Origin of the sequence: Desulfonatronovibrio magnus, assembly GCF_000934755.1 — a bacterium.
Classification (GTDB): Bacteria; Desulfobacterota; Desulfovibrionia; order Desulfovibrionales; family Desulfonatronovibrionaceae; genus Desulfonatronovibrio; species Desulfonatronovibrio magnus.
The window spans coordinates 12,297-26,332 of sequence record NZ_KN882184.1 but is presented as its reverse complement, the minus strand read 5'-3'; the positions used below and the strand labels follow the sequence as shown (position 1 = coordinate 26,332).

The window sequence follows — 14,036 nt, the reverse complement described above, 5'->3', positions numbered from 1 at the left end:
TCAGCCCCCTATGACCATTAACAGATACTCATCCAGAACTCACCAGCTCGACCAGGTCATGCTGGCCCGCCATCTAAAAGATGCCAAGCGCTACCACCGCATTGCCGGATACTTTACTTCATCCCTTTTTGAAATTGCAGTAGAATATCTGGACAAAGTTGAAGATGTCAAAATTGTCTGCAATTCCCAGGTCACAGCTGAAGATATAAAAATTGCCCGTATCCAGGAAGCAAAGCTGCTGGGCAGGCTCAACAGCCAGGCTGCGGAGATTGATTCTCTGCTCAACAAGCCAAGATACCAGTGGCTGCAGGCATTTTTGGAGCAAAGACCTGATGCGGTCCGGGTGGCCCCGGATGATTTTTGCGGATTTGTGCATGGCAAGGCAGGGGTTATCTGGAAAAACGACGGTACTCGTATTGGCTTCATGGGCTCTGTGAATGAGACCAGGACCGGCTGGCAGCACAACTATGAAATTCTCTGGGAGGATCAGAGCCCGGAAGGTATCGACTGGATTGAAGAAGAGTTCCAGTATCTGTGGAAAAAGGCCGTACCGCTGCCAAGAGCGGTTGTGCAGGAAATTAGTCGAAGGGCGCACCGGGTTGAAATAAACCTGGGTGAGCATGAAAGTGATGATTCATTAGCACCTTCTGCACTGATTGAATCTCCCATGTACCGGGAAGGGCTATCCCTGCAGCCGTGGCAGAGGGCCTTTGTCACGGAATGCGTGAACCACAGGCGCTGGTTTGGAGTTGTCAGACTTTTGCTGGCCGATGAAGTAGGACTGGGCAAAACCCTTTCTCTGGGGACAGCCGCCCTGACTCTGGCCCTGCTTGACCGGGACGCGGCTGATGAGGAAAAATACAGATCCAGGCCTTCAGCTGTTTTTGCTCCGGCGTCCCTTACGCAGCAATGGCAGACTGAAATGATGGATAAGCTGGGAATTCCCTGTGCCAGATGGGATTCCAACAGGAAAGTCTGGTTAGACACTGAAGCGAGATTTATTTCCCCATCCGGACCAGAGCAGATTATCCGCTGCCCCATGCGCCTGGGCATTATCTCCACAGGAATTGTAATTCAGCCCACCACAGAAAAAGAACTGCTCAGTCAACTCTGCTTTGATGTTCTGATACTGGATGAGTCCCACAAGGCCAGAACCAGAAAGATCCTGGGAAAAAATGACGGAGAGCCTAATATTCTGCTTCAGTTTATGCAGGAAGCAGCAGGAAGGAGCCGACATGTACTCCTGGGTACCGCAACTCCCATGCAGACTGAAGTTGCTGACCTCTGGGATCAGCTGTCAATTTTGCACAAGGGGCAGGGCCGTTTTGTTCTTGGCCATGATTTCAGCCCGTGGCAAACACCAGAACGGGTCAAGCCTCTTTTGACCGGTGAGGACCATCCGTCTGAGCCTGAACAGGCATGGCAGTTTCTGCGCTCCCCCCTGCCTCCTGTTGATTCTTCCAGTGAAGGCAATTTCAGACGCCTGCTGCATAACATCAGGGCTGAACTGAACATGAAAGAAAATGACTTTGATGCCTCTCAAGCTGTGGTTGCCCTGCCCCGGGAAGTACGGGAAGAATTTGAGGATCTTCTTGATTTTCCAGTTGATGGAACCAGCCTTTTTCAGCGCCACAATCCTGTGGTCAGACATGTTGTGCTGCGTAAGAGAAAAGTTCTGGAAGATGCCGGCCTGCTCCAGAAAGTCGGGGTTAACCTTCATCCGGATTACAAACTGATCAGACACCATCAGCTTTTCACCTCCCTCTTTCACAAGCAGGCTCTGAAAACAGATGAAAAGTTCGATCTGGCCTATGAAGCAGCAGAGGCATTCGGCACTGCTTATGGCCGCAGGGTTGGCGGTTCAGGTTTTATGAAAAACCTCATGACTCAAAGACTGTGTTCCAGTTGTATTGCAGGCCTGAAAACAGCAGAGAGAATCCTTCAAGGCAAAGAGGTTGATCAGGAAGACGAAGAAGCCCTGTTGATGGAAGATATCTCTGAAGAAGAAAAAAATCACCTCAGCACCCTGATCCAGGCTGTAAACAGCATGCGCGGCCAGGACCCAAAGCTTGGTGCTGTCAGGCATTATCTTGTGGAGGAAGACTGGTTCAGACATGGATGCATTATTTTCAGCCAGTACTACGATACAGCCGCCTGGGTAGCTCAGAGTCTGGCTGCACTGTTTCCCGGTGAGCTTGTGGGGCTTTATGCCGGAGCAGGCAAAAGCGCCTTGTACCGGGGGCCGGACAATATGAACGAGGCTTTGCGTGAAGACCTGAAAAATCTTGTTCAGGAAAAAAAGATTATGATTATGGTCGCCACTGATGCTGCCTGTGAAGGTCTTAACCTGCAGAGGCTTGGAACGCTCATCAACATTGACCTGCCATGGAATCCAACAAGGCTTGAGCAGCGCATCGGGAGAATAAAAAGGTTCGGTCAGGTCCGTCCCATAGTGGATATGCTCAACCTGGTTTATAAAGATACAGTGGACGAAAAGATTTATGAGCGTCTGTCCGAAAGAATGAGGGAAAGATTCGATATCCTGGGATCACTGCCTGATACCATCACTGATGACTGGATCAGGGATGAAGAACTCCTGGGAAAAAAGATGGATGAACTCATTGAAGCCAGCAGAAGGGTCAATGGTTTTGACATCCGCTATAATTCCAGCCTGGACGTATCTGAAGACGACTGGCGAAACTGCTCACAGGTGTTATCCCGGCGAAGGATTGAAGACTTCATGCGCCAGGGCTGGTGGGTGAGGAAGACATCCAATCTTCAAACTGGTCAACTCTAAGTTTGGAATCCTGCAGCCTGACATAGTCAACCGCATAAAAACAATACAATCTTTAGAGGTTCTGGATGCTCTCTTTGACTTCTCATTGAGAGCTGAAAGCATGGATCAATTCACTGACCAGGTCCGCAAGATTACCGACAGCTAACTCCCATCCCACACCACACAAAAGGCCACTCTGTTCTAAGGGTGGACTCGCACACAGCACATGCAATTAAGCAGCCTCACTTCTGTCTGAAAAGCCATAAGGTTCAGGAGACATCTACTTTGTCCTCGTATTTTTTCTTAAGCCACCTGAGTATGATATATATGATGATTATAAAGGCCAGGGCCAGATAAAAGAGTCTCATATCCAGTTCCATGGCTGATCTGCCGAGTATGACAAAGGGAGCTCCCTGAGGGAATTGTACAATTATGTTCATAAAAACGCAGTATCTGAAGGGAGCTCCAGCCAGGGCCAGCAGATAATTCTTTCCAGCATAGGGTATTCCTGGAATTGCCAGGAACAGAAAACTGAACCAGGCTGTTTTTTTTTCAGGCAGTTGGGGCACTGAATAACCCATCATTTCGCTGAGCATGCGCAGAGGCTTTCGTAAAAGGCGGGCCAGATAGAAGCCAATAAGGGCATGAATTGGCAGGGTCAGAAACCAGAGCAGCAGGCCATTGATAATTCCGAACTTAATGCCCCCCATGATGAGGAATACGGTGACTGGAAAACCGGTCACAGGAAGAATTATCATGGAAACGACAAACAGAACAGGAGGCATGTCTTTGTCGATAAATGATATGATCTTCTGGAAGTAATTATGTTCAATACTCAGGTAGGCCAGCAGGGCGATTATGACTGCGCTGACAAGTAATAAAGCAATGCTCAGTATTTTTTGACGTGGGGTGTTCATATTATCTTTCTGGAAAGCAGCCACTATTGAGTGGGATCATCTCCTTTCTTTCCATTTTCTGTTCCCTGTACAGCGTGCCTGATCACTTTGGCTCTTTCCGACAGCATTGTCCATTCTGTTTTCAGAGATGTCAGAAGCTTGTCCCAGGTATCGGACATTTCTTCTTCAGAGTACCTGCTGGCTGGCTGCCTGCTGAGCAGTGACTCGTACAAACGGATAAGTCTGTCCGCGCATCTGTCCCGTGAGAATTCCCGGGCAGTGTTCAAAGCGGCTTTTTCCCAGGACCGGTCATGCTCCGGCCGGTTAAAAAACTCAATAACAGCTTTTGAAAACTCTTGAAAAGACGTATTTTCAGGCAGCAGTCTTCCATTATGATGATCAGTGACCACCTCCCTGACTCCTGAAGCATCAAGGGCGATCACGGGTTTGCCAGCGGCCATTGCTTCCACCAGGACCATTCCCTGAGTTTCAGATGTTGATGAAAAAACAAAAACATCCATGGCCTTATACGCTCCTGACAAGCCGGGTCCACTTTGCTTTCCCGCCATGACCAGCCTGTCTTCAAGGCCTTCAGCACTGAATATCTTCCTGACAGTATCATCACTCGGGCCGGCGCCAATAACCAGGAAAAACGCTTTTGCCGGCAGCTGTTTCAAAGCCAGGATAACTGCCCTGGCCAGATATTCCAGGTTCTTTTCCGGGGCCAGTCTTCCCAGATGTCCAATTACCGGGGCATGAGAGGGAATATCGTGAAGAGTTCTGAATTTATCACCGTTGCCTGATTGAAAGAAATCAATATCAACTCCTGTGGGAATTACTTCTACAGGAATGTCTACGCCCCTCTGCTTAATGAGCCGGGCAATGCTCTTACTGGGCGCCACTACCTGGGAACAGAGATTGGCGTACCTGGTGGAGAGAAGGATTGCCAGTCTTTTCATTACATCTGAGTCCATGGGAGTATAATGGGTGTATTTTTCATACAGAGTATGATGAGTGAAGACCAGGGGGAGTTTGCGGCGATAGGCTGCTCTGAGGGCCGCGTCTCCCAGGAGGTATGGATGGTGGCTGTGGATTATCTGAGGCTGGAACTCATTGATTTTTTTGCTGATGATGAAAGGCAGGGGAATGATTACTGAAAAATCGCTTCCCTTGAAGTTCTGGATGGCAGGCACACGCAGAACATCATTGTCTTCTTCGGTCAATTCTTCATGGCCGGGAAAGGTAGGGGATACTATTAGAACCTTGTGACCGCGTTTTCTGATGTCTTGGGCAAAGAAGGCCACTGACCTGGCCACGCCTCCTACGTGAGGCAGATATGCATTGGTGAACATGCAGATGTTCATTACTGTGACTCCTCCAGGGTGAAACTTTTTTGCAAAGGGTCTGTTATGGTCAGTTTTTCATAGCCCGGGACTGCAATGACAATGCGATCCGGGGATGCGGGCGCTTTAGAAAAGTCAGCCTCCAGTTTAAGATTCCACTTGCCGTTCTTTTGTCGGAAAAGCACGCTCACCGGCCCAAAGGGAGTTCTGGTTGGCCCAAAGCTGATTTCTGAGCCGGTGCTGATCCACTGCGGAAAAATTCCTGAACCCAGGATTAGTGAGTTTCCTTCTTCTCTGACAAAGAGGTTGCGAATCATCATGACCCATTCCGCAGATGCCCACCCATGGTGCCCGTCTCCCATGCATCCTCCCCCTGTCAGGGGGTGAACAGCTTCAGGCCATTGACCAGTGGGGCTGGCCATATCCGCCACAGTCGTTATGAGGCTGCGACAGCGTGAGTCATTCATCCTAAGCAGTGTCTGGGCAATATCAAGGGTCAAGTAGGCATTAAGGCCTGAATGAATCATGTCCTGAAAAAAGGCGCCTTTCTGGAAGCAGTTGTTCAACAGAAATTCCGTTGTTTTCAGTATGCGTTTATCGTCCGGGGCTGTCAGCTGCAGGGGATAGTCTGCCACCATGGATCCAATGGCGCCGGCATCCATGCGTCTGTAAGGCGAGGCTGGAATTCCTCCTTTTGAGCGGTGTCCGGGTATGGAATCAATGCTTTTGTATATGCTCTGTTCAAAGTCCAGTGCGTCTGCCTTATAAGTCTGCATTTTTTTCTGAGAATCGAAAAGTCCGGCCAGCCTGGACGCCGCGTGAAGTCCGGCCAGACCCCAGAAATCATCCCAGTAGTAAAAATCATTTGGTCCCAGATGTTCAGCGCTGAAGCCAGCCGGAAGGAGTCCGGCATGAGGGCTGCCATGTTTCTTGCTGACTCTTTTTCTGGTTATCCATCTGGCACCTTTGTGTACAGCCTTCATCCAGTCTCTTTTGAGAGGTTCGCCGGTGATGCGCTGAAATCTGTCCATAATCCACAGCACCTGGCCATTGGAATCCCATTCACCCTTCTGGGACTGAAAGTAACCAGTCATTTTCTGAAGTCCCGGAAATGTGTCCAGGATTCTGAATGTACGTTCAACCATGCCCGCTGACAGGACAGCGTTGAGCATAAGGCATGCGTCTCTGAACCAGAAACGGCGGTATGTGTAAGGACCCGGCACTACACTGTCGGCTGAGAGAAGTATAAGTGTCTTTATGGCTGCATCGTAAAGGAACTGAATCTTCTTGTCAGGAATTTTCAGAGACGCAGTCTGGGAGGAGGCATTTTTCCATGCCAGGTCTGCCGGTTGAATTTTTTTCTCGAGAGGCAGTGTTGATTTTCCAGACAGGTCATTATTTAATGGAATCTGTATATGAACAGATTCCTCATTGCTGGAGCCCAGGGGGAACAAAGCCGCAGAAGTTGCCATGCCTGCCCTGCAAGTACTGTGGTGATTGTCTTTTGGTCTGCCCAGCTGATGAATGACATCTCCTTCCTGGTAATTGGAAAACAGTATCTTCCCGGGGCGCCTGCTGAAATTTATCTGATTATTTGAGTTGACCAGCCACGAAGGGGGATTATCCTGATATCTGATATCATCAATAAACTGTATGCCTTCAGGATTGTAAGGCCGCAGGCCAACTACCAGCCACCCTCCTTCAGCACCCGCTGCGGAAACTTTTATTTCTGCAAAGGGCAAGCTGTTTTCAATTTCCAGAGAAACAACTGACTGAAGCAGGATTCCATTCCAGGAACAGGTAGTTTGAACCGCCGGATTCGGGTCCAGCACCCAGTTCTGGACTGTGTTTTCATGCTTAGATGGGTAAAGAAGGGCATTGTCCCTGGTCATGAGCCAGAGGTCAATGGACCATCCATCATAAAGCGGGGTAACCAGTCCTCTGGGGTCAACAATAGGGTAGATGGGCAGATCCGGATGGCCCACTGCTGTCCAGTTGCGATGAGTCAGATTAATATGACTGATGGAAAAAGCTCTGGGGACAAAAGAAATATCAGCAGGATCATACTGTTTTTCCACCCAGTAAGGCCACACCCAGTCCAGGTTATGCTGGATGGCCTTATTGATGAGTCCACGGGCATGAAAAACAATGCCTGCCCGTAAAAGTTCAATGGGTTCCTGCACTTCAGAGGGCTGGGCAAACTGCCTGAAACGGGCAAGGAACTTAATAGGATCGATAATTCCGTAAGCCCTTGCCGCACGCTTAACCAGAAATTTCCAAGGTAACCAATGTGACAGCATATTTTTATAAATTATGATTAAAGGTTAAAGTTCAACACTACTCAGTAATTGTAAGCTCTTCATCCAGGCGGACCGGGACCGAACGTGTGAGTAACTGTCTTTAAAGTGGAGCCTGCATCCTGCAGGCTATTTAATTCCAGGCGGCTGGAAGCCGCCTCCACCTTGAAGAACAGTCCCATATTTGGAAATTGGGACAGTCCCCGCGAGGTACTATAAAAAAGATTGATACTGCATTGGTTCCTGGTAGAGATTTGTTTTAATGGAAAAATTTAGACAGCGAGGGACAGTCCCCCTCCGGGCTGTAAGCCTCCGGGCAGGAAGCTGTGCCAGGCGCAAAGCTCCCATCTTTGACGGATCTTTTCTGGCAAATGTGCATCAATCATAAGCAAAAATCGTGAAAATGTGAAAAATATAAACGTCTGATTTTATTAGCAAAACGATTCCAGTTACTTGTAAGTAATATTAACAGGAGATGATTAATATGCCATACGACAAAAATAGCAAATTGCCGGATCAAGTCAAAAATAACCTGCCTCAAAAGGCCCAGACTATTTACCGCAAAGCCTTCAATGCGGCGTGGGATCAATACGAATCACCTGCAAAACGCAGAGGTGATGCGGACCGGGAAGAAACCGCCCACCGCGTTGCCTGGTCTGCTGTTAAGAAATCTTATCAGAAGGATGAACAGGGAAGATGGGTGCCGAAGAAGAGCTGAGTAGTCTTTCACCGATGCTTCTCAACAGTTAATCTTTACAGGCATGCTTCTGCTTTACAAGATTTATCTCCAGGGTTTTCCCTTGTTCAAGCTCATAGATATCTTCCTTATAACCGATTTTAATGGGCTTTTCTACAGCCCTGCAGGTAGTGATCCTTAATTTGTCCTGAAGAATTTCAGTGCTCAGATTGTGTCCTCTGTAATGCACCTGCATATTAAGTCTGCCCAGTTCTTCTGGAAGGCAGGGGCTGAACCAGAGAACGTCTCCTCTTGTTTCCAGGCCGGTATAACAGATCTGGAGAATGTTGAGGCAGCCGGCCATGGCTCCCAGGTGGATTCCTTCAGCAGTCGTCCCTCCCTGAATATCTGAAATATCGCTTTCCAGAGATTTTTCGAACAGTTCCCAGGAACGCGCACGGTCGCTTCTGGCCAGAACCCATGAGTGAACAATCCAGCTTAAAGTGGAACCGTGGGATGTGCGCCTGATATAATAATCGATATTTTTGGGAATGGTTTCATATTCAAAGCTGTAGCCAAGGTGTTTGAATATTTTCCTCAGTTCATCCGCTGAAAATAGATAAAAGAGCATGAGCACATCGGCCTGCTTGGAGGCCTTGTATCTGTCTGGTGTATCATCCTCAGCTTCCAGTATCCTGTCCAGCCTCTGAATGTCGCCGTATTTTTCCCGGTATCCTTCCCAGTCGAATTCTTCCAGCTGGTCATAGCCTTCAAACTGGCTGATGATTCCGTCATCATGAAAGCAAAGACGCATTTTGCGGCTGATATCTTTCCAATGCTTGATTTCTTCCTCTCTAAGGGACAGCATTTCGAAAATTTCATTTTTCCGGTCTTCAGGCAGAATATCCAGTATCTCCAGGGCTTCCATAAATACCCAGGCCACCATTACATTGGTATATGCGTTGTTGCTGAGCCCCGGCTCACCTGCATCAGGATAGGCTTCATGATATTCATCAGGTCCCATGACCCCATGGATTTCGTAGCGGTCCAGCTCAGAATTATAAGAGGTAATGTCGGCCCAGAAGCGTGCAATTTCCAGGACCATCTCTGCGCCGTAAAAAGAAAGGAATTCCATATCCCTGGTAGCCTGATAGTATTTGCAGATATTGTATACAATGGCCGCATTTACATGGCGCTGATTTCTGGAATTGTCAGGAATCCATCTTCCGGACTCGGGATTGAGATGCATTTTCTGGGTTTCCTCGCGCCCGTTGCTCCCGCTCTGCCAGGGATACATGGCCCCCTTGAAGCCTGCTTCTCTTGCAGCATCTCTGGCCTTGTTAAGGCGCCGGTACCTGTACATCAGAAGGGTGCGGGTAATTTCCGGGATTCTGAGATTAAAGGAAGGAAAGATAAAAAGTTCGTCCCAGAAGATATGTCCCCTGTAGGCTTCGCCATGCCACCCCCTGGCTGGAACTCCCACGTCCAGGTCAAGAGTGCTTATGGAAGCAGTCTGAATAAGATGAAAAGTATGCAGATGAAGGATCATGCCTGTACGGTCTTCACTCGGCGGCTCATTTTCTTCATATTCAACGCTGAAGCGGCGCCATAAATGTTTCCATGCCAGAATATGATTATTCAGCAGCTCATCAAAGCCGTTTGCCTGCCTGACCCTGTTGCTGGCTTCCAGGCCGCATTCGGCTGAAGCCGTATCCTTAGAAGTATAAAGAGCCACAATCTTTTCCAGACAAATATCACTGCCTTTTTTTGCTTTTAATTTAAAATGCTGGGCAATATATCCTGGCCTTTGGATGGCTTTTCTTTTTACCTCAGGCTGATCTCCGTTGCATCGGATACTTGTCCTGGCAGCCTGGGCTATAGTGAGTTTTGACTGATTGGTTCTGACCTTGAGATAGATGATCTCAGAATCCGTTTCCATGGTTTCCAGCGGTTCCAGATGCACATTGCTGAGCCCCTGGTAACGTTCAACACCATCATTAACAATGGTCCCGTCCAGGGCAGTGCAAAACTCTATCTCGCCCGACCAGTTTTCCGGAGTAAAAGTCACCTTTAGAGCTGCCATGTGAGAATCTGACATGTGTACCATGCGCCGTTCATTGACAACTGTTCTCTGGCCTTTGGCGTCCTGAAAACGGATTCTGCGCAGCAAGAGTCCTTCCTTCATGTTCAATTCCTGACGGTAATCAAGAATTTCAACATTTTTTAAATCAAACCAGTCCATGCCCGGATACCTGAAGCTCAAACAGAGCCAGTTGGGCATATTAACCAGGTCTTCATTTTCAATATCCCTGTCCTTGATTCTGGTCTTCAGTCGGTTGTAGCCTCCAGCGAGGTAAGTGCCCGGGTAGTGGGTTTCTCTAGCCCGGGCATGAAATGCAGCTCCTCTGGTGGCAAAGTAGCCGTTTCCCAGAGTGCACAGAGCTTCTCTGAGCTTTTCTTCTTCAGGATCGAATTCAGTATAAACAAGTGACCACACAGACATCATTGGCTTCCTTTTTGAGTTTGGATGATTTTTTCCAGAAAAATTCCGACTTCTTCAGGACTTTGCAGCCTGTAATCAGCCTTTGTGTCCCGCGGCTTTTCCATGACCACCACTCCAATGCCTTTGCCTTTGAGAACATCAAAGGCGTCTTCGTCGGTTACGTCATCTCCGATGTACAAGGCAATGACCTGGTGTTTATCCAGGTCCAGTTTGTCCAGCAGCCAGAGCAGTGCTTTGCCTTTATGCCAGTTGATTTCAGGTTTAAATTCAAATATTTTTTTCCCTCCGGAAATTGACAATTTGTGGTGATCCCCGGACACATTTTCAACAGCTTTTTTGACCTGTTTAATATCTGTTTCCTTCACTTTCCGGTAATGCACGGCAATGGAAAATTTTTTCCTTTCCACCCAGGCTCCGTCAATGTCTGCAATATTACTCCTGATTTTTTCTTCAGCCTTATCAAGTTCAGGCAGAAATTCCTCTACTCTTTCGGGGTGCGTTTCCTTCTGGTCCGGACCGGCAATGTCAAAGCCGTGGCTGCCGGCGTAGTATATGTTGTTTAGACCCACCAGTCTGCGTACGTCAGGGCGGTCTCGTCCGCTTATTACCGCTACAGGCACAATGTCAGCCAGTTCAATCAGTATGCTTTGGGTATCATCCGGCAGAAGGGCTTTATCCGGATCATCAACAATAGGAGTAAGGGTGCCGTCATAATCCAGAAAGACCGCAACCTGCTTATTTTTAAAGCTGTCTGCTATCTCCTGGAATCTCTCCAGTGCTGAGGGAATTTCTTTTGTGCCTGATAAAGAACTCTGCACTTTGATGGAGGATAAATCCGTAACAGCCACATGAGCGCCGTTTTCTCTTAGGTCTTTACTGTGTCCGGTGCGGTCCACACCAATGACCAGGCCAAATCCGCCATTTCGGCCTGCCTGAACTCCGGAGACGGCATCCTCCAGGACAACAGCCCTTTGGGGCGATACCCCGATCTTTTCAGCAGATTCCAGAAATATATCCGGGGCTGGTTTGCCTTTGAGCCCCAGTTCTTGCGCATCATTTCCGTCTGTTTTGTGGTCGAAAAGTCCGGCTATTCCAGCAGCCTCAAGAACAGCAGAGCAGTTTTTGCTTGAGGTGACAATTGAAGTTTTAAAACCTGAAGATCGCAACTTTTTGATTAGCTTAACAGCTGGTTCGTATACTTTAACTCCTTCGTGTCTAATAATATGGTTGAAATACCGGTTTTTGCGTTTTCCCAGCCCATGTACGGTTTCCACTTCCGGGTCGTCATGCTCATCTCCCATGGGAAGATTGATTCCTCTGGACTTAAGAAAACTTAGGATGCCTTCATGTCTTGGTTTTCCATCCACATATCTGCGGTAGTCTTCATCACTGAATGTCTTCTGGTTTTTGTGGCTGTTTTCCAGATATGCATCAAACATTTTTTTCCAGGCCCTGAAATGAACGTTTGCCGTTCTGGTGATGACTCCGTCCAAATCAAAAATGACCGCGTCATAATCAGGTCTGGAAATTATAACATAATTTTTACTCATAAAGTTCCTTACGATGCGAGTTCAATGCGATAGTCGGCCTTGTGCAGCATTCCCACCATCAAAGTAAGATATTCCCGCAACTGCCGCGTGAGAAGGAATTTTTCCCGCACAAACTGTTGGGATTTGTAGCCCATCTCCATTCTTCGGTCCGTGCGCTGCAGCAGGTACCTGATGCGCAGGGCCGCGCCCTGGGGAGTATGGACCAGAAATCCGGTATGGTAGTTGACCACCTGCAGACGAATTCCGCCTGTATCACCTCCAATGACTGGTTTGCCTTTCCACAGTCCTTCAGTAACGGTCAGACCGAAACCTTCTTTGGTTGATTTTTGAATGATTATGTCGGCAGCTCTCTGCAGGGCGTTGATAGTCCTGTGAGCGTCAGGAGGAAGAAGCAGAACCTTTAAATCAGGGTCCTCACCTGCGGCAGCTCTTACTTCCTGAAGCATTGCCTCACCCTCGGGATCATCTGTAGCTGACCCCCCGGCCAGCACCAGCTGAAGGTCAGGATTGAATTTCCTGGCCAGACGGTAGGCCTCGATGACTCCAACAGGATCCTTAAACCGGTCAAACCTTGAAACCTGCAGAATCATGGGCCTTTGAGAATCAATGCCGAACTTTTCCCGAACTGAGAATATCTCTTCCTCAGGCAGGTCAATATTTTTATCGCTCAGGGGATCAATGCTTGGAGGGATTATATACTGGGCATGAGGAAGGTCCTGTGAAAAATCCGGAAGAGAGAATATGCTTGCATCAAAATTATTTACATGATTGCGCAGGTATCTCCATACCGGACGGTAAGGACGGCTGGCATCTATATGACATCGCCAGATCCAGCTTCCCCGGCGTCCCGGGCATAAATTGAGAAGGGGAGCAGGCTGTGGATCATGGATAAAGACAAAATCAGCCTGTTCCAGCTGATCTCTCATTTTTTCAGCATTACCACGGTTGGTTTGCTCATAAGCATCAAGCAGGTGCTTTGCAATGGGCCCGGAAAACCCCTGCAGAGCATTATGCATGGCCTTGGTGCATTGATAGAATTCCTCAGTTCCGCTGATTACTTCCCAGCAGGTGTCAAGGCCAAGCTCATTGCTTAAGGGAACCAGTTTCTCTAAAATTTCCGCTACTCCTCCTCCTACACGGGTGGAATTTACATGTACAACCTTTTTATCTTTCAGGTGATCCGCCAGTTGCCGCAGCTGAGAAATGGCATCTCTTCCGGCTACTTCGGTGTATGCTTCAAGTAGTTGGCTCATTATATTTCCTCCCTGTTCAGGTGTTGCTTGCACACATATGTTAATTCCTCCTGAACCTGACTCAAACTGGAGAAAAATGGATCAATGCCACTTAGCTTTTTGCACAATGTAGAATATTCTTCTCCAAATCCTGACAGCCAGAACCGGAAATCGTCTAATCCGCCATCAAGCCTGCAACGGGCATCAATAAAATGATAAAAAATACTGCCTGTGGTAAGCTCAGGCAGAACCGAAGGCAGATCTTCCGGCCGAATTAATTTTTTTCCGGTATCAAAAATAACCAGCAGGGAACGCAGAAAGTCAAAAGGTCTGGCAGCTCTTAAAAAAAGAGAAGCATCGCTTTCATCCAGCCTGGAATCAATGACATCCAGGACTTCAAGGCGCAGATCCTCAAGATTTTTATGCTCAACAGGATCAATGACGGATAGCTGCTCACCCAGGGCAGGTTCATGAAGGTGCTTGCGGCACCAGATGGCGAAATCATTGTTGAATTCTGATTCCTCAAAGCTGACCCCCAGCAGTCCTCCCCAGAAATGGTGATAAATGCAGTCAATGCCGACATCGCGGATATGATTGCGAAGTTCAGTCAGGGTGAAGGCTCTGCGGCCTGTAGCTATGGCAATAAGTGCGCAGTCTTTAAGAGAAAAGGTTTGATCAGTAGTGGAATTATTGGGTGACATATTTTACCTCGCTGACATGTTTATTGTTCAATCCTGTCGCAATGCGACATAAACTCAGAACT

Annotated in this window: 9 protein-coding genes; 2 read left to right on the top strand and 7 right to left on the bottom strand. The window is 48.1% G+C overall.

Features of this window, described 5'->3' with window-relative positions; genetic code table 11:
* Positions 1–10 precede the first annotated feature (10 nt).
* Positions 11–2,797, top strand: a complete 2,787-nt coding sequence (locus LZ23_RS20065) for a phospholipase D-like domain-containing anti-phage protein (protein WP_045217111.1) — start codon at positions 11–13, stop codon at positions 2,795–2,797.
* Positions 2,798–3,045: 248 nt separating this feature from the next.
* Here LZ23_RS20065 and LZ23_RS20060 read toward each other — a convergent pair whose 3' ends face one another.
* Genes LZ23_RS20060 through LZ23_RS20050 form a run of 3 tightly spaced genes read right to left on the bottom strand, consistent with a single transcriptional unit; the run spans position 3,046 to position 7,315 of the window.
* Positions 3,046–3,693: a TVP38/TMEM64 family protein gene (locus LZ23_RS20060; RefSeq protein ID WP_157493359.1), complete on the bottom strand. Its 648-nt coding sequence runs from the start codon at positions 3,691–3,693 to the stop codon at positions 3,046–3,048.
* Positions 3,694–3,716: 23 nt separating this feature from the next.
* Entirely contained in the window at positions 3,717–5,036 is a 1,320-nt protein-coding gene (locus LZ23_RS20055; RefSeq protein ID WP_045217108.1) for a glycosyltransferase, read from the bottom strand.
* A complete protein-coding gene (locus LZ23_RS20050; RefSeq protein ID WP_045217107.1) occupies positions 5,036–7,315 on the bottom strand; it encodes a hypothetical protein in 2,280 nt (759 codons plus the stop codon). The genes LZ23_RS20055 and LZ23_RS20050 overlap by 1 nt, the downstream gene beginning before the upstream one ends.
* Positions 7,316–7,796: 481 nt before the next feature.
* Here LZ23_RS20050 and LZ23_RS20045 point away from each other — a divergent pair, with 481 nt between their 5' ends.
* Complete coding sequence (locus tag LZ23_RS20045; protein ID WP_045217105.1) at positions 7,797–8,030, top strand: ChaB family protein; 234 nt, start codon at positions 7,797–7,799, stop codon at positions 8,028–8,030.
* Positions 8,031–8,058: 28 nt separating this feature from the next.
* On the opposite strand, the gene LZ23_RS24330 is transcribed toward LZ23_RS20045, so the two are convergent.
* From LZ23_RS24330 to LZ23_RS20025, 4 genes are read right to left on the bottom strand one after another with little or no spacing between them, the layout of a single operon-like run.
* Positions 8,059–10,494: a glycoside hydrolase family 65 protein gene (locus LZ23_RS24330; RefSeq protein ID WP_157493357.1), complete on the bottom strand. Its 2,436-nt coding sequence runs from the start codon at positions 10,492–10,494 to the stop codon at positions 8,059–8,061.
* Positions 10,491–12,041, bottom strand: a complete 1,551-nt coding sequence (otsB, locus tag LZ23_RS25180; RefSeq protein WP_045217102.1) for a trehalose-phosphatase — start codon at positions 12,039–12,041, stop codon at positions 10,491–10,493. Before otsB ends, LZ23_RS24330 begins: the two co-directional genes overlap by 4 nt.
* Before the next feature lie 8 nt (positions 12,042–12,049).
* The gene (locus tag LZ23_RS20030; protein ID WP_045217101.1) at positions 12,050–13,294 is read right to left on the bottom strand and encodes a glycosyltransferase; all 1,245 of its coding nucleotides are present in this window, start codon (positions 13,292–13,294) and stop codon (positions 12,050–12,052) included.
* Entirely contained in the window at positions 13,294–13,974 is a 681-nt protein-coding gene (locus LZ23_RS20025; protein ID WP_045217099.1) for a DUF5752 family protein, read from the bottom strand. The genes LZ23_RS20030 and LZ23_RS20025 overlap by 1 nt, the downstream gene beginning before the upstream one ends.
* Positions 13,975–14,036 lie beyond the last annotated feature (62 nt).